Origin of the sequence: Sphingomonas sp. GC_Shp_6 (assembly GCF_026540835.1) — a bacterium.
Classification (GTDB): domain Bacteria; phylum Pseudomonadota; class Alphaproteobacteria; order Sphingomonadales; family Sphingomonadaceae; genus Sphingomonas.
The window spans coordinates 1-21162 of sequence record NZ_JALNUO010000003.1; the positions used below are offsets into that span (position 1 = coordinate 1).

The following is a 21162-nucleotide window of genomic DNA, read 5'->3' on the forward strand; positions in this document are numbered from 1 at the left end:
GAACGACGCTCTGCCGCACTGGCGGAGTGGCAGGTCCTCGCAAGCTAGGCCGATGCGTACAAAGCGCGACGTGCATCGTGTGGAGACCGGTTCGCGTTAGACTGACAGCACCACGATGGCTTGCCGTAGCACGCGAGCGCCGTCTGCAATCATGGTGGGTGTCCGGTGGTTACATCGCTCGCGCATGAAGCTGTCCGCCTGAGTGCCTACACTCAGAAAAGCGCGGTTTTCTGCCGGTGAGGGTGGTGGACGCACTTGGGCTCGAACCAAGGACCCGCTGATTAAGAGTCAGCTGCTCTACCAACTGAGCTATGCGTCCACACCGTCTGCGCTGGCGGCCGTCGGGGCCGGCTGCGTTTCGGAAGCGCGCGGTTAGCATCATGGGGCGCGGATGCAAACCCTTTTTTGCCTACCAGCGGACCTGCTTGCGATTCTGGCGGTCGATCGACATCAGGATGCCCAGGCACAGCAGCACGGTCATCTGCGCCGAGCCGCCGTTGCTCACCAGCGGCAGCGGAATGCCCACCACGGGCGCCAGGCCCATCACCATCGCCAGATTGATCGCGACGTAGAAGAAGATCGTCGTGGCGAGCCCGGCGGCGGTCAGGCGGGCGAAGCGGCTCTGCGCGCGCTGGCCGACGTTGATGCCCCAGCGGATCACGAGCATGAACGCGAGGATCAGCCCGCATCCGCCGACCAGCCCCCATTCCTCGGCCATGGTCGCGAAGACGAAATCGGTGTGGCCCTCGGGCAGATATTGGAGGTGGCTCTGCGTGCCTTGCAGGAAGCCCTTGCCGAAGATGCCGCCCGAGCCGATCGCGATCTTCGACTGGGTGATGTGATAGCCGGTGCGTAGCGGATCGCTTTCCGGATCGAGGAAGATCAGGATGCGGTTGCGCTGATAATCGTGGAGGACGAAATTGACCGCGAGCGGCGCGGCGATCGCCAGCGCCGTCGCGCCGCCGACGAACAGGCGCAGGGGCACGCCGGCCAGGAACATCACCGTGGCGCCGCCGGCGCAGATCATCAGCGCGGTGCCGAGATCGGGCTGGAGCATCACGAGGGCCGCGGGCACGCCGATCAGCGCGGCGGCCGGCCACACGCCCGCGAAGCGCCGCGTCTCGGTGGCGGGCAGGATTTCGTAGAAGCGCGCGCAGGCGAGCACGATCGCTGGCTTCATCAGCTCGGAAGGCTGCAGGTTGACGATGCCGATGTTGATCCAGCGCTGGCTGCCGCCGCTGATCTTGCCGAGCAGCTCGACCCCGACGAGCGCCACGACGAGCAGGCCGTAGGCGGGCAGCGCGCCGTTCCGCCACACATTCTCGGGCACGCGCGACAACAGGATCGCGCCGCCGACGAACACCGCGAAGCGGATGCCCTGCGACAACGCCCAGGGGTGAAGCGATCCGCCCGCTGCGGAATAGAGCACGACCAGCCCGAAGCCGCCGATGGCGAGCACGAGCAGGATGACACCCCAGGGAAGCTGCGCCAGCGGCTCGGGAACGATCCGCGCGCGGCTCATGGTACGCGCTCGGTGCTGCCGTCCTCGGCGACGGTGTTGCCGGCCGGGCCGTCGTGCGCCAGCGCGGCCTGAGTGGCGTTCGCCTGGTCGGTCGCGGCTTCCACCGCGGGCGCGTCGCTCGGCACGACGGCGTCGGTCTTGGTGGCTTCCACCGCGGCGGTGGGCATGCGCGCCGCGCGATAGGCGGCGGCCTCGGCATCCATGCGCGTGCGGATGTCGCCGCCCCAGGTGGGTTCGGCCTCGGCCAGGCTCTTCATCGCGCGGTCGCGGTCGAACAGATAGGTCATGATGTCGCGGCCGATCTCGGGCGTGTCGAGGTTGCGAACGGTGTGCCCGCCATGTTCGAGCACGACCGCAGCGGCATAGCGCGGATTGTCGGCGGGCGCGAAGCAGACGAACAGCGCATGGTCGCGCAGCTTGAAGGGAAGCTGGCCGTTCTTGAGCACGCCGCCCGCGCGCTCCGCCATGGTGATGCGACGCACCTGCGCGGTGCCGGTCTTGGCGGCGATGCTGACGCCCGGCACCAGCAGCCGTGCCGCGCCGCCGGTGCCGCCCTGGTTGACCACGCCGTACATCGCGTCGCGGACGATCGCGAGATGCTCGGGCTGGACGGGAAGGGCGGGCATGCCGTGGTGGACGTGGTCGGCCAGGATGCTCGGCCGCAATGCGCGGCCCGAGGCGAGCCGGGCGGCCATCACCGCGAGTTGCAGCGGGTTGGCGAGCACATAACCCTGGCCGATCGAGGCGTTGAGCGAATCGGCGACCGTCCAGGGCGTCTTGTACTTGCGGCGCTTCCAGGCCGGATCGGGTACGGTGCCGTAACGCTGCGTGGTGAAGGGCAGCTCGAACTTCTCGCCCAGCCCGACCAGCCGGGCCATCGGCGCGATCCGGTCATAGCCCACGCGCCGCGCCATTTCGTAGAAATAGATGTCGCAGCTCTGCATCACCGCGTTCTTCATATCGAGCGCGCCGTGGCCGCTTTTCTTGTGGCAGTGGAAGATGCTGGTGCCGAGCCGCATCGCGCCGGTGCAGTTCACCCGGTCGTGCGGCGACACGCCCGCTTCGAGCAGCGCGAGCGCGTTCATCGGCTTGACGGTCGATCCCGGCGGATAAAGCCCCTGGGTCACCTTGTTCATCAAGGGGACGTGGTCGTTCTCGCTCAGCATCTGCCATTCGAGATGGCTGATCCCGTCCGAAAAGCTGTTCGGATCATAGGCCGGCATCGACACCATCGCGAGCATCTCGCCGGTGCGGCAGTCGAGCACGACCGCCGAGCCCGAATTGGTGCCGAGCCGGCGCGCGGCATAATCCTGCAGCCCGGCATCGATGGTGAGCCGCGCGGTCTTGCCCGGAATGTCGGGCCGGGTGGCGAGTTCGGCGACGAGACGCCCGCGCGCGGTTACCTCGAGCCGCTTGGCGCCCGCGGTGCCGCGCAATTGCGGCTCGAGCGCCTTTTCGAGCCCGTCCTTGCCGAGCTTGAAGCCGGGCGTGACGAGCAGCGGGTCGTGCGTCTTCTTATATTGTTCGGCGGTGGGCGTGCCGACGTAACCGGTCAGATGCGCGACCGCCGCGCCGCCGGGATAATGGCGCGCAAAGCCGCGGCTGGGAGCGACACCGGGCAATTCGGGCTGGCGCACGCTCACCGCGGCGAACCGCTCCCAATCGAGATTTTCAGCCACCTGCACGGGCTGGAATCCCGCGGCATTCTCCAGATCTATGCGGATACGCTCCACCTCGGCGGGGGGCAGCGCCAGCAACGTGCCGAGCAGCGCCAGCACGCGGTCCTTGTCCTCAAGCCGATCGGGGATGATGTCGACGCGGAAATCGGTGCGGTTGTTGGCGATCGGCACGCCGCTGCGATCGACGATCCAGCCGCGCCGGGGCGGCATCAGCGTCATGTTCACGCGGTTCTTCTCGGAGAGCAGGTTGTAGCGCCCGTTCTCCGCGATCGCGAGCCAGCCCATCCGCCCGGCGAGCGCCACGCCGACCGCCCCCTGCGCCGCGCCCAGCAGCCAGGCGCGGCGCGAGAAGCTATAGGCTTGCGACGCCTCGGTGACGACGCGTGGCGGCCGCCTCATGACGCATGGCCCCGCTTGCGGTCGATCCAGGCGACGAACCGTGCGGCGAGGGGGAACATCAGCACCGCCATCGCGATCTGCGCCAGGATCAATAGGTCGACATGCGCGCCGATCGGCACCGCGATCAGCCGCCCCATGACGATGCAGAAGGCCAGCGCGCCGCTCGCGATCAGCCAGTCCTGCCAGAAGTCGCGGAACACCAGCCGTGCCTCGACCAGATCGATGAAGAGGAAACACAGCGACCACAAAAGCACCGAACTGCCCAGCGGCTGGCCGCTGGCCAGATCGTCGAACAGCCCCAACGGTGCTGCGGCCCAGCGCCGCAGCGCGAAGCGGGCGAGCAGCCGCCAGGCGAGCAGCATGAGCAATCCGAGCGGCGGCAGCAGCGGGATCGTCGCGATTACGGGCACGATCGTGACGAGCGATGCCGCCATCACGCTCGCCCAGGGCAGCGCCCGCGCACGGCCCGGCGGCAGGACGGGCGCGAAATCGGCGTGGTCGATGTCGTTCACTTGGGCGCACCGGCGGGCTTGATCGGCGAGACGGGCGGCGGCAACGGCAGGAAGGCGCGTTCGACGATCGCGAAATCGAACGTGTCGGGCGTGGCGAAGGTATGCGCTCGCACGGTGTCGCTGCCGCGTTCGAGGATCCGCGCGACGGGGATGCCGGGCGGATAGATCCCGCCGACGCCCGACGAGACGAACAGGTCGCCCCGCTGGAAATGCACGTTGGTGCTCTCGACCGAACGGATGTCGACCAGGCCGTCGCCGCGCCCCGCCGCGATCGCGGGCAGGCCGTCGCGCGTGCGGCGGACGGGTACGATGCTTTCGGGATCGCTCAGCAGCAGCACGCGGGCGGCATTGGGGCCGGTTTCGAGAACGCGGCCGATCAGCCCGTCGGGTCCACGCACCGGCATGCCGGGCAACACGCCCGACCAGCGCCCGGCGTTCAGCAAGGCGAAGCGGCGGCCGCTTTGCGGCGTGGAGCTGACGAGCCGCGCGGCCACCACCACGTCCTCGGTCCGATCGCGCAGCGTCAGCAGGGCGCGCAACCGGCGGTTGTCATAGGCGATCGTCCGCGCGCGCAGCAGCAGCGCGCGATTGCGGTCCCGCTCGCCGCGAAGCACGCGGTTTTCCTGCTCGACGAAGAAATAATGGCTGACGATGTCGGGCACCGCGCCGATCCCGCGCGTGGCCGTCGCCAGCCCCGTGGACACCGGCGTCGTCAGGCTCGCCAGCGCCATGCGCAGCGCGGAAAATGCGGGGGGATTGAAGGTCGACAGGGCGAGCAAGGCCGCGCCCACCACCGCGCCCGCGACGGCAAGCACATAGCCCAGGAACACACCATATTGCCGCCGCCTGGAAAATCCCGTGCGACGGTCGCGGGTGGGCGCCATGCGCCGTCCCCCCTTCCCGGAATCAGCCGTTCATCAACACGCCGCGGAACATCGGATCCTCGAGCGCGCGCCCCGTGCCGAGCGCGACGCAGATGAGGGGATCCTCGGCCACCGTCACCGGCAGGCCGGTCTCGTCGCGCAGCACCTCGTCCAGCCCCTCGAGCAGCGCACCGCCGCCGGTCAGCACGATGCCCTGATCGACGATGTCCGCCGCCAGTTCGGGCGCGGTGTTCTCGAGCGCCACGCGCACGCCCTCGACGATCGTTGCGACCGGCTCGCTCAACGCCTCGGCGATTTGCGCCTGGCTGATCTGGATCTCCTTGGGCACGCCGTTCACCAGATCGCGACCCTTCACGAAGATGATCTTGCCGACCCCGTCCGCGGGCGGGCGGGCGATGCCGACCTCCTGCTTGATCCGCTCGGCGGTGGCTTCGCCGATCAGCAGATTGTGGTTGCGGCGGACATAGCTGACGATCGCTTCGTCCATCTTGTCGCCGCCGACGCGCACGCTGGTGGTGTAGGCGAGCCCGCGAAGGCTCAGCACCGCGACTTCGGTGGTGCCGCCGCCGATATCGACCACCATGCTGCCGATCGGCTCGGTCACGGGCATGTCGGCGCCGATCGCGGCGGCCATCGGCTCCTCGATCAGCCACACGCTCGACGCGCCGGCGTTCGACGCCGCGTCGCGGATCGCGCGGCGCTCCACCTTGGTGGAGCCCGACGGCACGCAGACCACGATCTCGGGCCAGCGCGCGAACTTGCGGGGGCCGTGCACCTTCATGATGAAGTGCTTGATCATCTGCTCGGCGACGTCGATGTCGGCGATCACGCCGTCACGCAGCGGGCGGATCGCCTCGATGTTGCCCGGCGTCTTGCCCATCATCAGCTTGGCGTCGTCGCCGACCGCCTTCACCCGCTTGACGCCGTTGATCGTCTCGACGGCCACCACCGACGGCTCGTTGAGCACGATGCCGCGGCCGCGCACATAGACGACCGTGTTCGCAGTGCCGAGATCGATCGCCATATCGTGCGACATGAATTTGAAGAAGCGCGAGAAGAAGGACATGCGGCCGGAGTCTCTCGTTTTGCCGCCGGGTTTGCAGGCCCGGATACGGCGCGTCGCCAATCATCTTGCGCGGCCCGCCGCCGGCCCCTCGGGACGACGCCAAGGGTACGACGGCTATATGCGTTTGCGGGTCGCGGGATGCCGTCGCTTGGTCTAGACGTTCACCCATGTCAATACGGCGTCTCCCCGAGCAGTTGGTCAATCGCATCGCCGCCGGTGAAGTGGTGGAAAGGCCCGCCAGCGCGTTGAAGGAGCTGGTCGAGAACGCGATCGATTCCGGCGCCACGCGAATCGCCGTGGTGCTGGCGGAAGGCGGCCTCGCGCGGATCGAGGTGGCCGACGACGGCTGCGGCATGAGCCCGCCCGACATCGCGCTCGCCCTGGAACGCCACGCGACCAGCAAGCTGCCCGAGAGCCTGTTGGTGGAGGGCGCGATCGAAGCGGTTGTCACGCTCGGCTTCCGCGGCGAGGCGCTGCCCTCGATCGCCAGCGTCGCCACGCTGACCATCGAAAGCCGGGTGCGCGGCGCCGAGGGCTGGGCGCGCAGCGTCGACAACGGACAGGTGGTGCGCGAGGGGCCGGCCGCGCTGCCCCCCGGCACGCGCGTCGTGGTCGAGGGGCTGTTCGCGCGGGTGCCCGCGCGGCGCAAGTTCCTGCGCTCGGCGCGCGCCGAATATGCCGCCAGCCTCGACGTGGTGAAGCGGCTCGCGATGGCGCGGCCCGATCTGGGCTTCTCGGTCGAGCATGACGGTCGCCGCGTTCTGTCGGTCGCACCCGCCGAGGATCGCCCGGCGCGCGTGGCGGCGCTCACCGATCGCGAGCTGGCCGACAATGCGGTGACGATCGATCTGGAGCGCGACGGCCATGTGCTGGGTGGCGTGGCCGGGCTGCCGACATTCCACCGCGGCGTTGCGGATCACCAATATCTCTTCGTCAACGGCCGCCCCGTGAAGGACCGGCTGCTGATCGGCGCGATCCGCGGCGCCTATGCCGAGATGATGCCGCGCGACCGGCATGCGGTGGTCGCGCTGTTCCTCGACGTGCCGCCCGACGCGGTGGACGTGAACGTCCACCCCGCCAAGACCGAGGTGCGCTTCCGCGATCCGGCGATGGTGCGCGGGATGATCGTCTCGGGGTTGCGCCGCGCGCTCGACGCGAACGGCTTTCGCAGCGTTCAGCGCACCGATGCGGATGCGCTTGCGATGTGGCGGCCAGAGCCCGTCGTGCCCGGCGGATGGGCGCCGCCGCCGGCGGGCGGCACCGGGCTGCTCGATCGGGTGCACGAACCGCGCGCCACCTTCATGGCGCCGCCGCCGCTGGCGCGCGCCGAGCCCGCCTGGGCGCCGCCGCCGGCCACTGCCAGCTTCCCGCTCGGCGTCGCGCGCGGTCAGGTCGCCAAGACCTATATCGTCGCGGAGGCCGAGGACGGCCTCGTGCTGGTCGACCAGCATGCCGCGCACGAACGGCTGGTGCTCGAACGGATGCGGGCGAGCCTGGCGGGTGGTCGCGTCGCGTCGCAGGCGCTGCTGTTGCCCGAGGTGGTGGAGCTGGACGAACCCGCCTGCGACCGGCTGGAGGCGCGCGCCGGCGAACTCGCCGAATTCGGGCTGGAGATCGAACGCTTCGGCCCGCGCGCGATGCTGGTGCGCGCGACGCCCGCTCTGCTCGGCAACGGCGACCCGCGCGGGCTGGTGGTCGATCTGGCGGACGAACTCGCCGCCTATGACGAGGCGCTGTCGCTGCGCGAACGGCTCGATGCGGTGGCCGGAACGATGGCGTGCCACGGATCAGTGCGCGCGGGGCGCATCCTGTCGGTCGCCGAAATGAACGCGCTGCTCCGCGAGATGGAGGCGACGCCGCATTCGGGCCAGTGCAACCATGGCCGCCCCACCTGGGTGAAACTCGCGCACGGCGATATCGAGCGGCTGTTCGGGCGGCGATGAGGCCGACGACGGATGCTGGACACAAACCGCCCTGGACCGAGGACCGACGGCTGCGATAACGCAGTTCAAGCCGATCGAGCTGACCTGACCGGCTCGACCGCCCCGCCGCCCGCATGGGTCCGCGCGCTCGTGCTGCTTCTGGCGTCGGCCGCACTCGCGGCGGTGCTGGAGCTGGCCGGTCTGCCCGCCGGGCTGTTGCTCGGGCCGATGGTGGTGGGCATCGTGCTGGGGGTGCGGGGGTGGGCCGTCGCGATCCCCGACCTTGCGTTTCGCGCGGCGCAGGCGCTGGTCGGGTGCCTGATCGCGGGCGCGATCGATGCCGGGATCGTGCGGGACGTCGCCGCGCATGGCTGGCTGTTCGCGGGCACGACCTCGGCGACGCTGGCGGCGAGCGTGGCGATCGGGTGGCTGGGCGCGCGCTGGCAGGTCCTCCCGGGCACGGTCGCGATCTGGGGATCGATGCCGGGTGCCGCCACCGCGATGGTGCTGATGGCGCGCAGCTTCGGCGCCGATCCCCGGCTCGTCGCGGTGATGACCTATAGCCGGGTGGTGTGCGTTGCCGCGATCGCCTCGCTGCTGGCGGCCATGGTGAGCGGCCATCATGGCGGCGCCCACGGCGGTGCGGTGCCCTGGTTCCCGGCGATCGATCCGCTGCGCTTCGGCGTGACGCTGGCGGTGGCGGGCGTCGGCGCGGCGCTCGGCACGTGGCTGCGCATCCCCGCAGGCGCACTGCTGGGGCCGATCCTGCTCGGCGCTGGGCTGTCGATCGCGGGGCTGGTACGATTCGAGCTGCCGGGCTGGTTGCTCGCCATCGCCTATGCCGTGGTCGGCTGGCGGATCGGGCTGGGCTTCACGCGCGAGATCGTCGCCGCGGCGGCACGCGCGCTGCCGCGGATCCTGGCCTCCATCGCGGTGCTGATCCTGTTCTGCGGCGGCTTGGCGCTTTTGCTGGCGAAGCTGGCGCATGTCGATCCGGTCACCGCCTATCTGGCGACGAGCCCTGGCGGCATGGACTCGGTGGCGATCATCGCCGCCTCCACGCCCGTCGACGTGCCGTTCGTGATGGCGCTGCAACTGCTCCGCTTCGTTGCGGTGCTGCTGGTGGGGCCGGTCCTCGCCCGGCTTCTCGCGCGGCGCCACGGCGGCGATCGATGAGCGACGATAGGGCAGCAGGTGATCGGCTTCCGTCATTCGCGGAAAATTCACCGTCCCTGAACAATCGTTCATCTTGGAACCCGCCCACGACCACGATCGTAGACGGAATGGCGTTCGCAGCCGCGGACGGTTTCGAGAAGGATGCCGAATGGCCACCACGTTGCCCCCGTCCACCGCGCGGACCGGCCGTCACCCGCTCCATGCGGCGCTGGCGCAATTCCCCTTCGTCTGCTTCACCGCGGCTTTGGTCACCGACATCGCCTATATGAACACCGCGTCGATGCAGTGGGAGACGATGTCCGTGTGGCTCATCACCGGTGGCCTCGTCGTGGCGGCGTTCGCTGTGCTGGCGGGGATCGTGGATGCCTTCGCGAGCCGCGGCATGCGCCGCGCGCGTTCGGGCTGGCTCCACGCGATCGGCACGATCGTCGCGCTGGTGCTCGCGATCGTGAACGCCTTCGTCCACAGCCGCGACGGCTATACCTCGGTGGTGCCGACCGGGCTGACGCTTTCGATCCTCGTCGTCGCGATCCTCGCGATCAGCAACTGGTGGGGCGCCGAATTCAGCGTGCGCCAAACCGTGGGAGACCGGCGTTGAGCATGATCCGCACCCTGCTCGCCACCGCCGGCCTCGCCGCCGCGCTGGCGGCCTGCAGCGACAAGCCGGCCGATCCCTCCACCCAGATCGGCGCGAACCCGCAACTGCCCGCGCCGCACCAGTATCTTGTGCCGCCGATGCACGTGGCGAAGGCCAAGCCCTGGACGAACGGCGACAAACCCGTCGTGTCGGCGGACCTCAAGATCGAGGCGCTCGCCACCGGCTTCGAACATCCGCGAACCGTCTATGCGCTGCCCGATGGCGACGTGCTGGTGGTGGAGAGCAGCGGTCCGCCTGCGCCGATCAACCGCCCCAAGGATCTCATCATGGGGATCGTGCAGAATTACGGTGGCGCGGGCGCGAAGGGCGCACAGCGGATCACGCTGCTGCGCGACACCAATGGCGATGGCAAGCCGGACGTGCGCACCGTTTTCCTCGACCACCTCGTCTCGCCCTTCGGCGTGGCGCTCGTCGGCAACGATCTCTACGTCGCCAACACCGATGCGCTGGTCCGCTACCCCTATCGGACCGGTCAGACGCGGATCACCGCGCCCGGCACGATCCTGACCGAACTGCCCGGCGGCCCGATCGACCATCACTGGACCAAGAGCCTGCGGGCCAGCCCCGATGGCAGCAAACTCTATGTCGGCGTCGGATCGAACAGCAACATCACCGAAAACGGCATGGCGGCCGAACGCGGTCGCGCGGCGGTGTGGGAGATCGACCGCGCGACCGGCGCGCACCGCATCTATGCGAGCGGCATCCGCAACCCGACCGGCCTCGATTTCGAGCCGCAGACCCGGCAGCTCTGGGCGGTGGCGAACGAGCGCGACGAGCTGGGGCCGAACCTCGTGCCCGATTATCTCACCTCGGTGAAGCAGGGTGCGTTCTACGGCTGGCCCTACAGCTATTACGGCCAGCACGTCGATCCGCGCGTGATGCCGCAGCGCCCCGACCTCGTGGCGAAGGCGATCCCGCCCGATTACGCGCTCAGCTCGCACGTCGCGCCGCTCGGCGTCGCCTTCTCGACCGGCACCAGCCTGCCCGCGCGCTACCGCGGCGGCGTGTTCGTCGGCGAACATGGCAGCTGGGATCGCAGCCCGATGAACGGCTACAAGGTCGTCTATGTGCCGTTCGCCAATGGCCGTCCGGCCGGGATGGCGCAGGACGTGGTGACGGGGTTCCTGGCCGCCGATCACAAGACCGCACAGGGCCGCCCGGTGGGGCTCGCGATCGACCGGAGCGGCGCGTTGCTGATCGCGGACGATCTGGGCGACACGGTGTGGCGGGTGAGCGCGGCGCGCTAGCGAAGAGGGGGCTGGTCTTCCGCGTCACGAAACCGCAACGTGCGCGGGCCACCGTCGGGTGGCATTTCAGGAGACCACACCCCCATGCGTTCGATCCGGCTCGCGCTGTCCGCCTTTCTCGCTTGTGCGGCACAGGGCGCCATCGCCGCCCCGCCGCCCGTCCGCCCCAAATTGGTCGTCGTGATCTCGGTCGATCAATATTCGTCCGAACTCTTCGAACGTTATCGTGGCGGTTATGACGGCGGGCTGAAGACGCTGTCGGACGGGATCGCCTTTCCGGTCGGCTATCAGAGCCATGCCGCCACCGAGACATGCCCCGGCCATTCGACGCTGATGACCGGGCGCCATCCCGCCGCGACCGGGATCGTCGCCAACAGCTGGTTCGACGTGAAGACCGGATCGTCGGTTTATTGCGTGTCGGTGCCGGGCGTGGCCGATCCGATTGCGCGCGGCCCGCAGAACATGCACGTCACGACGCTCGGCGATTGGGTGAAGGCCGCCGAGCCCGGTGCGCGCTCCTACGCCGTATCGGGCAAGGACCGCGCCGCGATCACGATGGGCGGCAAACATGCCGATGGCGTGTGGTGGTGGGTCGACGGTGTGGGCTTCGTGACGTCCTCCTATGCCGGGCCCGCGACACCCGCGACGCAGGTGCCGGCCAAGGCGTTCGACACCGCGCGCTTCGCCGCATGGGCGAAGACGCCGCCGCCGCTCTGGCCCGCACCGTCGGCCACCTGCGCCGCGTTCGAAAAGCCGCACCGGTTCGGCCGGATCGACCTGTCGGGCAAGGTGCCGCCCGACGCCGCGGTGCATGTCGAGGACGGCCCCGATTTCCTCCAGACCGACGATTTCCAAGCCAATTTCCGCGCCTCGCCGCTGTTCGATTCGACCGTCGTCGATTTTGCGCAGGCGCTGATCGCGCGCGCGCATCTGGGCCACGGCCCGGCGACCGACGTGCTCGCGGTCAGCCTGTCGGCCAACGACTATATCGGCCATCGCTACGGCAATGGCGGCGCCGAGATGTGCGTCCAGCAGGCGGCGCTCGACGCGACGATCGGGCGGCTGATGGCGACGATCCGCGCGCTCGACGTGCCGGTGATGGTGGTGCTCACCGCCGACCACGGCGCGACCGACGCCGCCGAACGCGAGCATGAGCACGACCCCGCCGCCGCCCGGCTCGACAGCGGCGCGTTCGTCGCCCGCCTCAACGCGGCGGTCGAGAAGCAGACGGGGATCGGCTTCGAGCCGATCGTCGGCGACGATCCGCAACAGCTCTATATCAACACCGGCAACGACGCGGCGTTGCGCGCGCGGGTGAACGACGCCGCGATCGCCTGGCTGAAGCAGCAGCCCGAGGTGAAGGACGTGTTCTCGCGCGCCGAGATCGCGGCCGCCACCGTGCCACCGGGAACCACGCCCGACCGGCTGACGATCGCGCAGCGCTATCACGAAAGCTACGACCCCACGCGGTCGGGCGACATCGCGGTGGCCTATGCGCCGCGCACCAGCTTCGGCGTGCCGCGCGGGCCGGGCGACGTGGTGGCGGGCCATGGCTCGCCCTGGGATCACGATCGCCAGGTGCCGATCCTGTTCTGGTGGAACGGTGCTACGCCCGCCACGCGCGCGACGCCGATCGAGACGGTCGACATCGCGCCGACGCTGGCCGCGATCGTCGGGGTGAAGACGCCCGTGGTCGACGGCCGGTGCATCGATTTGGCGAACGGAATGTGCGGTCGGTAAGCCGTTCCCCGGCGGAGGCCGGGGCCCGGTTAGATAGGCCGTGGTCATCGAGCGCCGCGTTCTATTAAACGCGTTCCGGAACTGGGCCCCGGCCTCCGCCGGGGAACAGAGCTTTACTGATGCGCGCGGAACGTGATGCCATAGGTGCGCGGATCGCCAGGGGTGCCGAGGATCAGGCCCGAATTGCCCGCCTGGATCGTCACGTTCTGCAGATAGTCCTTGTTCGTCAGGTTGCGCACGAAGAACGCGATCTCATAGCCCTGCCGCGCGCGGAAGCCGATGCTGCCGTTCACCAACGTATACCCGTGGATGACGGTATAGGCGGAATCGGACGGGTCGCCGAACTGCTTGGAGCGCCCCACCGCATCGACATGGACGAAGCCATCGCCCGCCGCGGTGATCGGGTGCGCGTAATCGCCGCCCAGGGTCACCGCCCATTTGGGCAGGCTGGATAGCGGCCGGCCGGACAGATCGCAGATCGCCGTCGCGGTGCCGATCCGCTCGATCGGGCAGGGGCCGTTGGGATAGCGGTCGTAGCGGCCATCGCTATAGGCGACGTTCGCGCGCAGCGAGAATTCACGCGTCAGCAGCGCCGTGCTGTCGATCTCGAACCCGCGCACCGTCACCTTGGGGATGTTGGCCAGATAGGTGCGCAGCGCGACCGCGGCGCCGGTGTCGGTGACGTTCGCCTGGAAATCGGTCACCTTGGTGTAGAAGCCGTCGATGTTGAAGATCAGGTGCCGGTCGAACAGCCGCGTCTTCACGCCCACCTCGTAAGCGGTGTTCTCCTCGGGCCGCACGACCGCGGTGTTGAGCGCGGGGTTGTTGGCGTTGTCGAGCGGCAGCCCGGACATGTTGATCCCGCCCGACTTCGCCCCGCGCGCGAAGCTCGCATAGCCGAGCACCGCATCGGTGAAGGCATAGGTGGCGTTGACGCGCCCGGTGAGCGCACCGTCGTTCACCCGCGCCGAATAGGTCTGCGGCCGCAGGATCGAGAGCTTGGCGTTGGCGAGCGCGGTGTTCGTGGTCGCCAGGCCGCCGAAGACGTAGGTCGAATAATAGCCTGTCTTGTGCTCGTAGGTGTAGCGCACGCCACCGGTCAGCGTCAGCCGGTCGATCGGCTTCCAGTTGAGTTCGGTGAAGCCGGCATAGCTGTTCGACTGGAAATCGGTGCGCCCCGCGGTGCCGTATCCGTCGAGCAGGTTCGCGGGAACGGCGGTCGTCCCCGTAATCGGGCCGATCAGCCAATAGGCCGCTTGCGGGCCATAGATGGAGATCGGATTGCCGAGGATCCGCTGGCGGAAGAAATAGAGGCCGCCGACATAGCTGAGCCGGTGGTCGCCGTTGGAGGCGAGGCGCAGCTCCTGGCTATACTGATCCTGGCGCGAAGGGATGTGCTGCGTGATCTGGATCGGGATGCCGGTATAGTCGCGGTCGTTCGCCGCATCCCAGTTCCAGAAGCGCCACGCGGTGACCGAGGTGAGCGTCGCGAAGCCGACATCATAATCGCCGATGCCCGACACGCCGCCCTCGTTGGTCTTCACGCCCAGATCGGCGTCGATATCGGTGACTCGGTCATAGGGATCGGTACTGGGCGGCGCATAGCCGAGCCCGCGGGCAAGCGCTGGATATTGGCGCGCGGCGGATTTCAGCGTCGGCGCCACCGCCAGATACACCTGGGTGCAGCATTCGCTTTCGAAATTGGTGAAGTCGGCCGACAGCTTGTATTGGAACCGGTCGTTCGGCTTGAAGAGCAATTGGCCGCGCACCGCCTGATTGCCGATCTGGTTCTCGTCCTGCCCGGTGCGGACATTGGCGATCGTGCCGTCGCGCCGCGTGCTGACGACGGAGATGCGCGCCGCCAGCGTATCGGTGAGCGGGCCGGACGCCGAACCCTTGGCCTGGACGAACCGGTAATTGCCGAACGAGATCTCCTCAGACGCCTCGGGCTCGAACGTCGGCGCGCGCGTGGTGATGTTGATCGCGCCCGCGGTGGAATTCTTGCCAAACAGCGTGCCCTGGGGCCCGCGCAGCACCTCGATCTGCTGGATGTCGCTGAAATCGAACGCGGCGGTCGCAGGGCGGGCGTGATAGACCTGATCGACATAGAAGCCGACGCCCGGCTCCAATCCGTCGTTCGACTGGCTGACCGCGACCACGCTGGAGCCGAGGCCCCGGATCGTGAACGCGGTGTTGCGCGGGTTCGCCGAGCTGTAGTTGAGGCTCGGCACCAGTTGCGAAAGCTGCTGCGTGTTCACCGTATAGGATCGGTCGAGCAGGGCGCCGCCGACGACGGTCAGCGAGCCAGGAATGGTCTGTGCATCCTCGGCGCGGCGGCGGGCGGTGACGATCACGTCCAGATCGTCATGGCCGGCGGCGGGGACGCTGGCACCGTCCGGCGCACGGCGCGGCTGGTCGGGCTGGTCCTGGGCGGCGGCTGGCGTCGTCATGGCGGCAGCCAGCGCGCAAAGCGCGGCGCCGACGAAAGTCCTGGTCATGATTCCCCCTTTGACGATATCCGTCCGTATATAGTCGGCGCTCATACGCGATCCGGCGTGGCGGGGAAGGGCTTTCCCGCTAAGACCCGGAAAAAGCGCGAGGGAAGCAAGATGCGGATCGGATCGACACTCTTTGCGGTGCTGCTTGCGGGGGCGGGTGCGGCCGCCACGGCCAAGCCGCCCCTGGTGCTGGCGGCTGCCAGCCTGCAGGAATCGCTCACCGCGGCGGGGGATGCCTGGGCGGCGCGGGGCCATGCCAAGCCGGTGATCTCGTTCGCCGCCTCGTCCGCGCTCGCGCGGCAGATCGATGCCGGGGCGCCCGCCGACCTGTTCGTCTCCGCGGACGAGCCGTGGATGGACGATGTGCAACGCCACGGCCTCGTCCGGCCCGACACGCGCGTGTCGTTCCTGGCGAACCGGCTGGTGCTGATCGCGCCGGCGGGGAAGGGCGCGGCGTTGCGGATCGCGCCCGGCTTCCCGCTGGCGCGCGCGCTCGGCAATGGGCGGCTGGCGATGGCAGACCCGGAGTCGGTGCCGGCGGGGCTTTACGGCAAGGCGGCGCTGACCACGCTCGGCATCTGGCCGGCGGTCGCCGCCAAGGTGGCGCGCGGTGACAGCGTGCGCGCGGCGCTCGCGCTGGTGGAACGCGGCGAGGCGCCGTACGGCATCGTCTACGAAACCGATGCGCGTGCGTCGCGCGCGGTGCGGATCGTCGGGGTCTTTCCGCGTGCGTCGCATCCGCCGATCACCTATCCGGTGGCGGTGCTGAAGAATGCGACGAGCGGCGATGCGGAGGGCTTCCGGCGGTTCCTGATCTCGGCGCCGGGCAAGGCGATCTTCGCGCGCTACGGCTTCACGCCGCGTTAGGCCCGGCACGATGCTGACCGCCGAGGATTGGGGCATCGTCGCGCTGTCGCTGAAGGTCAGCCTGGTGGCGATGGCGGTGACGCTGCCGATCGCGTTCGCGCTCGCCTACCTGCTCGCGCGGGGGCGGTTCCGTGGGCGGGCGCTGCTCGACGCGGCGGTGCATCTGCCGCTGGTGCTGCCGCCCGTCGTGATCGGCTGGCTGCTGCTGCTCGCTTTCGGCGTGAATGGGCCGGTGGGCGGCTGGCTGATGCGCGCGTTCGGCGTCAGCGTCATGTTTCGCTGGACGGGCGCCGCGATCGCGGCCGGCGTCATGGCGCTGCCGCTGATCGTGCGCGCCATCCGGCTGTCGATCGAGGGGGTCGACCGGCGGCTGGAGGGCGCCGCCCGCACGCTCGGCGCGGGGCCGTGGCGCACCTTCGCGACGGTCACGCTGCCGCTCAGCATGCCGGGCGTGCTGGCCGGGCTGGTGCTCGGCTTTGCGCGCTCGATCGGCGAATTCGGCGCCACCATCACCTTCGTGTCGAACATCCCGGGCGAGACGCGCACGCTGCCGATCGCGATCTATTCCGCGCTCCAGATGCCGGACGGCGATGCCGCGGTGGTGAAGCTCGCCTGCGTCTCGGTCGCGCTGTCACTGGGCGCGCTGCTGCTGTCGGAATGGCTGGCGCGGCGGCAAGCAGGGGCGCTGTCGCATGGCCTTTGACATCGACGTGGCGCTCGCCCGCGCCGGGCGCACCGTGGGGGTGCGGTTCGTGGTGGGCGAGGGGCTGACGGTGCTGGTCGGCCCGTCGGGTGCCGGCAAAACGAGCGTGCTCGACATGATCGCCGGGCTGGTGCGGCCCGATCGCGGCCATGTCCGCATCGCCGGCACGACGCTGTTCGATGCTGCCGCGGGGATCGACTTGAAGCCCGAGGCGCGGCGGATCGGCTATGTGTTCCAGGACGCGCGGCTGTTCCCGCATCTCCGCGTCCGCGCGAACCTTCTCTACGGGCACCGGCTGGCGCCGGTCGAGGCACGCTGGATCGATCTGCCGACCGTCACCGGCTTTCTCGGCATCGGCGGCCTGCTCGACCGGTTCCCGCGCACGCTGTCGGGCGGCGAGGCGCAGCGCGTGGCGATCGGGCGGGCGCTGCTTTCGGGCGCGCGCTGCCTGCTCATGGACGAGCCGCTCGCCGCGCTCGACGCGAGCCGCCGCGCCGGGATCATGACGGTGATCGAGCGGATTCGCGACGAACTGCGTCTGCCGATCCTCTATGTCACGCACGATGCCGCCGAGGCGGACCGCCTCGCCACGCACCGGATCGCGATCGGCGACGACCGACACGAAACCGTCGTGTTCACGTAACGAAGCCGTCGCACGACGCACCTAGCGGCTGCTCCCGAGGACGCGCGATCGGCGCGACCATGCGGGGACGAAGCAATGACGAAGACGAAGACGGCGCGCGCATTCTGGCTGTGCGGCGCAGGGCTTGCCGGCATGATCGCGAACCCCGCCTGGGCGCAGACCGCACCCGCGACGACGCTTGCCGCCGATCCGGCGGGCGGCGCCGCGCCCCAGGGCGAGCAGCCCGCGCCCGACAGCGACGACATCGTCGTCACCGGCAACACCACGCGCTCGGTCAGCCAGGTGACGGGCGTCGAGATCCAGAAGATCCTGCCCGGCATCAGCCCGCTGAAGGCGCTCCAGACGCTGCCCGGCGTCACCTTCCTGACGGCGGATCCCTGGGGCAACAACGAACAGAATATCTCGCTGTTCATCCACGGCTTCAACGCGCAGCAGCTCGGCTATACGCTCGACGGCGTGCCGCTCGGCGACCAGAATTACGGCAATTTCAACGGCCTCTCGCCACAACGTGCGATCATCTCGGAGGATGTCGGCCGCGTGACGCTGGCCAGCGGCGCGGGCGATCTCGGCACCGCCTCGACCAGCAATCTGGGCGGCACGATCGATACCTTCTCCAGCGACCCGCATGCGACGCGCGGCGTCACGCTGTCGCAGACCTTCGGCAGCTATTCGACGTTTCGCACCTATGCGCGGATCGACAGCGGCGATCTGGGCGACGGCACGCGCTTCTACGTCTCGGGCGTGCGCCAGGACGCGCATGCCTGGGACTTCAACGCGCGGCAGGGTGGCTATCAGGCGGACGGCAAGATCGTGCATGAGGATTCGACCGGCAAGCTCACCGTCTACATGGCCTATTCCGACAAGGCCGAGCCCAACGAGGACGCCACCGTCGTGTCCGCGGCACAGACGTTCCAGCCCTATGTGCGGCCGATGCTCTTCCCCGATTTCGCGACGACGCGCGCCTATTACGGCAACACGACGCCCTATAACGGCTCGACCTATGCCGCCTCGGGCTCCAACTACAGCAACTATTACGGCGATGCGCAGCGCACCGACTATATCGGCTATGCGAAATACGACTGGAAGGTCTCGGATCGCATAACCTGGTCCAACACCGCCTATTTCCATCACGACGACGGCGTCGGCGTCATCGGCGGCCCGATCACCGCGGCGGGGCTGCCGCTGCTGTTCTCCTATTATTTCCCGGGACAGCAGGGCCCCGGCGTCAACACGACCTCGGCGGCGAACATCGCGCGGCTCTCGACGATCTTCGGCGGATCGGGGCTGGCGACGCGCACCACCGAATACCGGATCGACCGCGAGGGCGGCATCTCGACGCTGAAGCTCGAACTGGGCGATCACCAGATCGAACTCGGCGGCTGGTACGAGCATCAGAGCTCGTCGGCGTTTCGCCGCTGGTATGCGTTCGACGTGAACAACCCCTCGACGCCCTATACCCGCCCGCATGATTACGAGCAGCCGCTCATCACCCAATATGGCAGCGAGATCAGCGTCGACGAGGTGCAGACGCATATCCAGGATGCCTGGAAGATCGTGCCCCGCGTCACCGTGCTCGCCGGGTTCAAGAGCACGTTCCAGATGGCGTCGCAGGCGGTGCCGGTGCAGCCGATCCCGGGTTCGTTCACGGGTTCGCTCTCGCTGCCCGTCGGCCATATCAACACGACCAAGCCGTTCCTGCCGCAGGTGGGCGCGCTGTGGGACGCCACCGATCACGAGCAATTCTTCGCCAACGCGCAGAACAATGTCCGCCAGTTCCAGACGAGCGCCGCGGCGGGGCTGTCGCCCTTCGCGCTCGGCAGCCAGACGCTGTTCGACTATTTCAAGGCCAACACCAAGCCCGAGACGAGCTGGACCTATGAGGCGGGCGTGCGCACGCATCATGCGCTCTCGCTGGGGCCGATCACCGGCTTCGAGGGGCAGCTCAGCTATTATCACGTCGATTTCAGCAACCGTCTGCTGGCGATCAGCCCGACGACGACGATCTCGGCCACCGCGAGCGGCGCCACGATCCTGCAGAATGTCGGCAGCGTCCGGACCGACGGGTTCGATGCCGCGGGCACGCTGCGCTTCGGCAGCCATTTCTCGATCTACGACGCGCTGTCCTACAACGATTCGCGCTATGCCGATAACTACACGACGGGCACCACCCTGGTGGCGACCGCGGGCAAGAAGGTGCCGGGCAGCCCCGATTGGCTCAACAAGACGGTCGTCTCCGCCAATGCCGGAATCTTCGACGTCCAGCTCGTCGGGGACTATCTCGGACGGCGCTATGCGACCTATACCAACGATCTGTCGGTATCGCCCTATTTCACGCTCGCCGGGCGGATCGGGGCGGACGTGCCGATCGGCGACGGCCGCATCGTGAGGAGCCTGCATGTGAGCCTGAACGTCACCAACATCACCGACAAACAGGCGACCTCGACGCTCAGCATCGGCGCGGCGTCGGGCACGTACAATTTCTTCCCCGTGGCGCCGCGTCAGGTGTTCGGCACCATCGGCGTGGGGTTCTGATCGTGACACGACGCGAGACGCTGATCGGGGCCGGGGCCGCACTGGTGGCGGGCGCCGCGGCGGGCGTGGGGGCGGGGGCGGGGGCGCCCCCTCCCAAGCCGCCGGTGTTCGGCCATCGCGGCTGTTCGGCGCTCCGGCCCGAACACACGCTCGGCTCCTATGCCAAGGCGATCGCCGACGGCGCCGATTATATCGAGCCCGATCTGGTCGTGACGAAGGACGGCGTGCTGATCGCGCGGCACGAGAACAACATCGCCGAGACGACGGACATCGCCGCGCATCCCGAATTCGCCGCGCGCAAGACGACCAAGACGGTGGACGGGCAAGCGCAGACCGGCTGGTTCGCCGAGGATTTCACGCTGGGCGAACTCAAGACGCTGCGCGCGATCGAGCGGCTGGGCGCGATGCGGCCCGAAAGCCGCCGCTATGACGGCCAGTTCCAGATCCTCACCTGGGACGAGATCATCGATTTCACCGCCGCCGAAAGCGCCGCGCGCGGCCGGATCGTCGGGCTGGTGCCCGAGCTGAAACACTCGACCTATTTCGCCGGAATCGGGCTGCCGCTGGAGGATCGGTTTCTCGCCGTCACCGCCGCGCATGATTACACGCGCCGGCACCCGCTCGAGATCCAGTCGTTCGAGACGGCGAACCTGCGCTATCTGCGCCGCAAGCTCGGGCGCCCCGCGAACGTGCGGCTGATGCAGCTGGTGGTCGAGGAGGCGGTCCGCCCCGCCGACGTGGTCGCCGCCGGCGGCACGCTCACCTATGCCGCGATGACGACGCCCGCCGGCCTGCGCGAGATCGCTACCTATGCCGATGTCGTCGCCCCCTCCACACGGGGGATCATTCCGCTCGGGGCGGACGGCAAGCTCGGGCAGCCGCTGCCGCTGGTGCGCGATGCGCATGCGGTAGGTTTGCTGGTGCGGCCCTGGACGTTCCGCCCCGAGAACCGCTTTCTGGCTGCCGACTTTCGGAACGGCGACGGCGAGAGTGCGCGCAACCCGGCGGGTTCGGTCGCGGAAATACGCCGCTATCTGGCGACAGGGATCGACGGATTCTTCACCGACGATCCCGCGCTCGGCCGGATCGCGGTGGACGGGGGCTGAGCCAATTT

Annotated in this window: 16 protein-coding genes and 1 tRNA gene; 10 read left to right on the forward strand and 7 right to left on the reverse strand. The window is 68.9% G+C overall.

Going from position 1 to position 21162, the window contains the following annotated elements; genetic code table 11:
• Positions 1 to 243 precede the first annotated feature (243 nt).
• The 6 genes from OXQ95_RS04385 to OXQ95_RS04410 form a co-directional block, all read right to left on the reverse strand.
• Positions 244 to 319: transfer RNA gene (locus tag OXQ95_RS04385), tRNA-Lys, on the reverse strand.
• A gap of 90 nt (positions 320 to 409) precedes the next feature.
• Positions 410 to 1522: a rod shape-determining protein RodA gene (gene rodA / locus OXQ95_RS04390; protein ID WP_267380110.1), complete on the reverse strand. Its 1113-nt coding sequence runs from the start codon at positions 1520 to 1522 to the stop codon at positions 410 to 412.
• Positions 1519 to 3600, reverse strand: a complete 2082-nt coding sequence (mrdA, locus tag OXQ95_RS04395) for a penicillin-binding protein 2 (RefSeq protein WP_267380139.1) — start codon at positions 3598 to 3600, stop codon at positions 1519 to 1521. The genes rodA and mrdA overlap by 4 nt, the downstream gene beginning before the upstream one ends.
• Complete coding sequence (locus OXQ95_RS04400; RefSeq protein WP_242095731.1) at positions 3597 to 4112, reverse strand: rod shape-determining protein MreD; 516 nt, start codon at positions 4110 to 4112, stop codon at positions 3597 to 3599. Before OXQ95_RS04400 ends, mrdA begins: the two co-directional genes overlap by 4 nt.
• A complete protein-coding gene (gene mreC / locus OXQ95_RS04405; protein WP_267380144.1) occupies positions 4109 to 4996 on the reverse strand; it encodes a rod shape-determining protein MreC in 888 nt (295 codons plus the stop codon). Before mreC ends, OXQ95_RS04400 begins: the two co-directional genes overlap by 4 nt.
• 22 nt (positions 4997 to 5018) lie before the next feature.
• Entirely contained in the window at positions 5019 to 6062 is a 1044-nt protein-coding gene (locus OXQ95_RS04410; RefSeq protein ID WP_242095729.1) for a rod shape-determining protein, read from the reverse strand.
• A gap of 167 nt (positions 6063 to 6229) precedes the next feature.
• Between OXQ95_RS04410 and mutL the strand changes: the two genes are divergently transcribed.
• The 5 genes from mutL to OXQ95_RS04435 all read left to right on the forward strand — a co-directional run bounded on the left by mutL (position 6230) and on the right by OXQ95_RS04435 (position 12805).
• Positions 6230 to 8005, forward strand: coding sequence for a DNA mismatch repair endonuclease MutL (gene mutL / locus OXQ95_RS04415; protein WP_267380148.1), 1776 nt, complete (start codon positions 6230 to 6232; stop codon positions 8003 to 8005).
• Positions 8006 to 8134: 129 nt separating this feature from the next.
• On the forward strand, positions 8135 to 9160 hold the full coding sequence (locus OXQ95_RS04420; RefSeq protein ID WP_267380159.1) for an AbrB family transcriptional regulator: 1026 nt from the start codon (positions 8135 to 8137) through the stop codon (positions 9158 to 9160).
• A 148-nt stretch (positions 9161 to 9308) separates the two neighbouring features.
• Positions 9309 to 9758: a DUF2231 domain-containing protein gene (locus OXQ95_RS04425; RefSeq protein ID WP_267380161.1), complete on the forward strand. Its 450-nt coding sequence runs from the start codon at positions 9309 to 9311 to the stop codon at positions 9756 to 9758.
• Positions 9759 to 9760: 2 nt separating this feature from the next.
• Positions 9761 to 11065 (forward strand): sorbosone dehydrogenase family protein, encoded by a 1305-nt coding sequence (locus tag OXQ95_RS04430; RefSeq protein ID WP_267380162.1) that lies wholly within the window; start codon positions 9761 to 9763, stop codon positions 11063 to 11065.
• A gap of 84 nt (positions 11066 to 11149) precedes the next feature.
• Positions 11150 to 12805: an alkaline phosphatase family protein gene (locus OXQ95_RS04435; RefSeq protein WP_267380163.1), complete on the forward strand. Its 1656-nt coding sequence runs from the start codon at positions 11150 to 11152 to the stop codon at positions 12803 to 12805.
• 113 nt (positions 12806 to 12918) lie between these two features.
• On the opposite strand, the gene OXQ95_RS04440 is transcribed toward OXQ95_RS04435, so the two are convergent.
• Positions 12919 to 15303: a TonB-dependent receptor gene (locus OXQ95_RS04440; RefSeq protein ID WP_267380165.1), complete on the reverse strand. Its 2385-nt coding sequence runs from the start codon at positions 15301 to 15303 to the stop codon at positions 12919 to 12921.
• Positions 15304 to 15414: 111 nt separating this feature from the next.
• Here OXQ95_RS04440 and modA point away from each other — a divergent pair, with 111 nt between their 5' ends.
• The 5 genes from modA to OXQ95_RS04465 all read left to right on the forward strand — a co-directional run bounded on the left by modA (position 15415) and on the right by OXQ95_RS04465 (position 21154).
• Entirely contained in the window at positions 15415 to 16170 is a 756-nt protein-coding gene (gene modA / locus OXQ95_RS04445; protein ID WP_242095722.1) for a molybdate ABC transporter substrate-binding protein, read from the forward strand.
• 10 nt (positions 16171 to 16180) lie between these two features.
• The gene (gene modB, locus OXQ95_RS04450; RefSeq protein WP_267380168.1) at positions 16181 to 16873 is read left to right on the forward strand and encodes a molybdate ABC transporter permease subunit; all 693 of its coding nucleotides are present in this window, start codon (positions 16181 to 16183) and stop codon (positions 16871 to 16873) included.
• Positions 16863 to 17516 carry an ATP-binding cassette domain-containing protein gene (locus OXQ95_RS04455; RefSeq protein WP_267380170.1) on the forward strand — a complete coding sequence of 218 codons (654 nt, stop codon included), beginning with the start codon at positions 16863 to 16865 and terminating at the stop codon, positions 17514 to 17516. The genes modB and OXQ95_RS04455 overlap by 11 nt, the downstream gene beginning before the upstream one ends.
• A gap of 75 nt (positions 17517 to 17591) precedes the next feature.
• Positions 17592 to 20048, forward strand: coding sequence for a TonB-dependent receptor (locus tag OXQ95_RS04460; RefSeq protein ID WP_267380172.1), 2457 nt, complete (start codon positions 17592 to 17594; stop codon positions 20046 to 20048).
• Complete coding sequence (locus OXQ95_RS04465; protein ID WP_267380655.1) at positions 20048 to 21154, forward strand: glycerophosphodiester phosphodiesterase; 1107 nt, start codon at positions 20048 to 20050, stop codon at positions 21152 to 21154. Before OXQ95_RS04460 ends, OXQ95_RS04465 begins: the two co-directional genes overlap by 1 nt.
• Positions 21155 to 21162 lie beyond the last annotated feature (8 nt).

Excerpts from the sequence above, each read along its gene's own strand:
- rodA (WP_267380110.1), bottom strand. The coding sequence starts at position 1,522 with ATGAGCCGCGCGCGGATCGTTCCCGAGCCGCTGGCGCAGCTTCCCTGG.
- mrdA (WP_267380139.1), bottom strand. The coding sequence starts at position 3,600 with ATGAGGCGGCCGCCACGCGTCGTCACCGAGGCGTCGCAAGCCTATAGC.
- mreC (WP_267380144.1), bottom strand. The coding sequence starts at position 4,996 with ATGGCGCCCACCCGCGACCGTCGCACGGGATTTTCCAGGCGGCGGCAA.
- OXQ95_RS04410 (WP_242095729.1), bottom strand. The coding sequence starts at position 6,062 with ATGTCCTTCTTCTCGCGCTTCTTCAAATTCATGTCGCACGATATGGCG.
- mutL (WP_267380148.1), top strand. The coding sequence starts at position 6,230 with ATGTCAATACGGCGTCTCCCCGAGCAGTTGGTCAATCGCATCGCCGCC.
- OXQ95_RS04425 (WP_267380161.1), top strand. The coding sequence starts at position 9,309 with ATGGCCACCACGTTGCCCCCGTCCACCGCGCGGACCGGCCGTCACCCG.
- OXQ95_RS04430 (WP_267380162.1), top strand. The coding sequence starts at position 9,761 with ATGATCCGCACCCTGCTCGCCACCGCCGGCCTCGCCGCCGCGCTGGCG.
- OXQ95_RS04435 (WP_267380163.1), top strand. The coding sequence starts at position 11,150 with ATGCGTTCGATCCGGCTCGCGCTGTCCGCCTTTCTCGCTTGTGCGGCA.
- OXQ95_RS04440 (WP_267380165.1), bottom strand. The coding sequence starts at position 15,303 with ATGACCAGGACTTTCGTCGGCGCCGCGCTTTGCGCGCTGGCTGCCGCC.
- modA (WP_242095722.1), top strand. The coding sequence starts at position 15,415 with ATGCGGATCGGATCGACACTCTTTGCGGTGCTGCTTGCGGGGGCGGGT.
- modB (WP_267380168.1), top strand. The coding sequence starts at position 16,181 with ATGCTGACCGCCGAGGATTGGGGCATCGTCGCGCTGTCGCTGAAGGTC.
- OXQ95_RS04455 (WP_267380170.1), top strand. The coding sequence starts at position 16,863 with ATGGCCTTTGACATCGACGTGGCGCTCGCCCGCGCCGGGCGCACCGTG.
- OXQ95_RS04460 (WP_267380172.1), top strand. The coding sequence starts at position 17,592 with ATGACGAAGACGAAGACGGCGCGCGCATTCTGGCTGTGCGGCGCAGGG.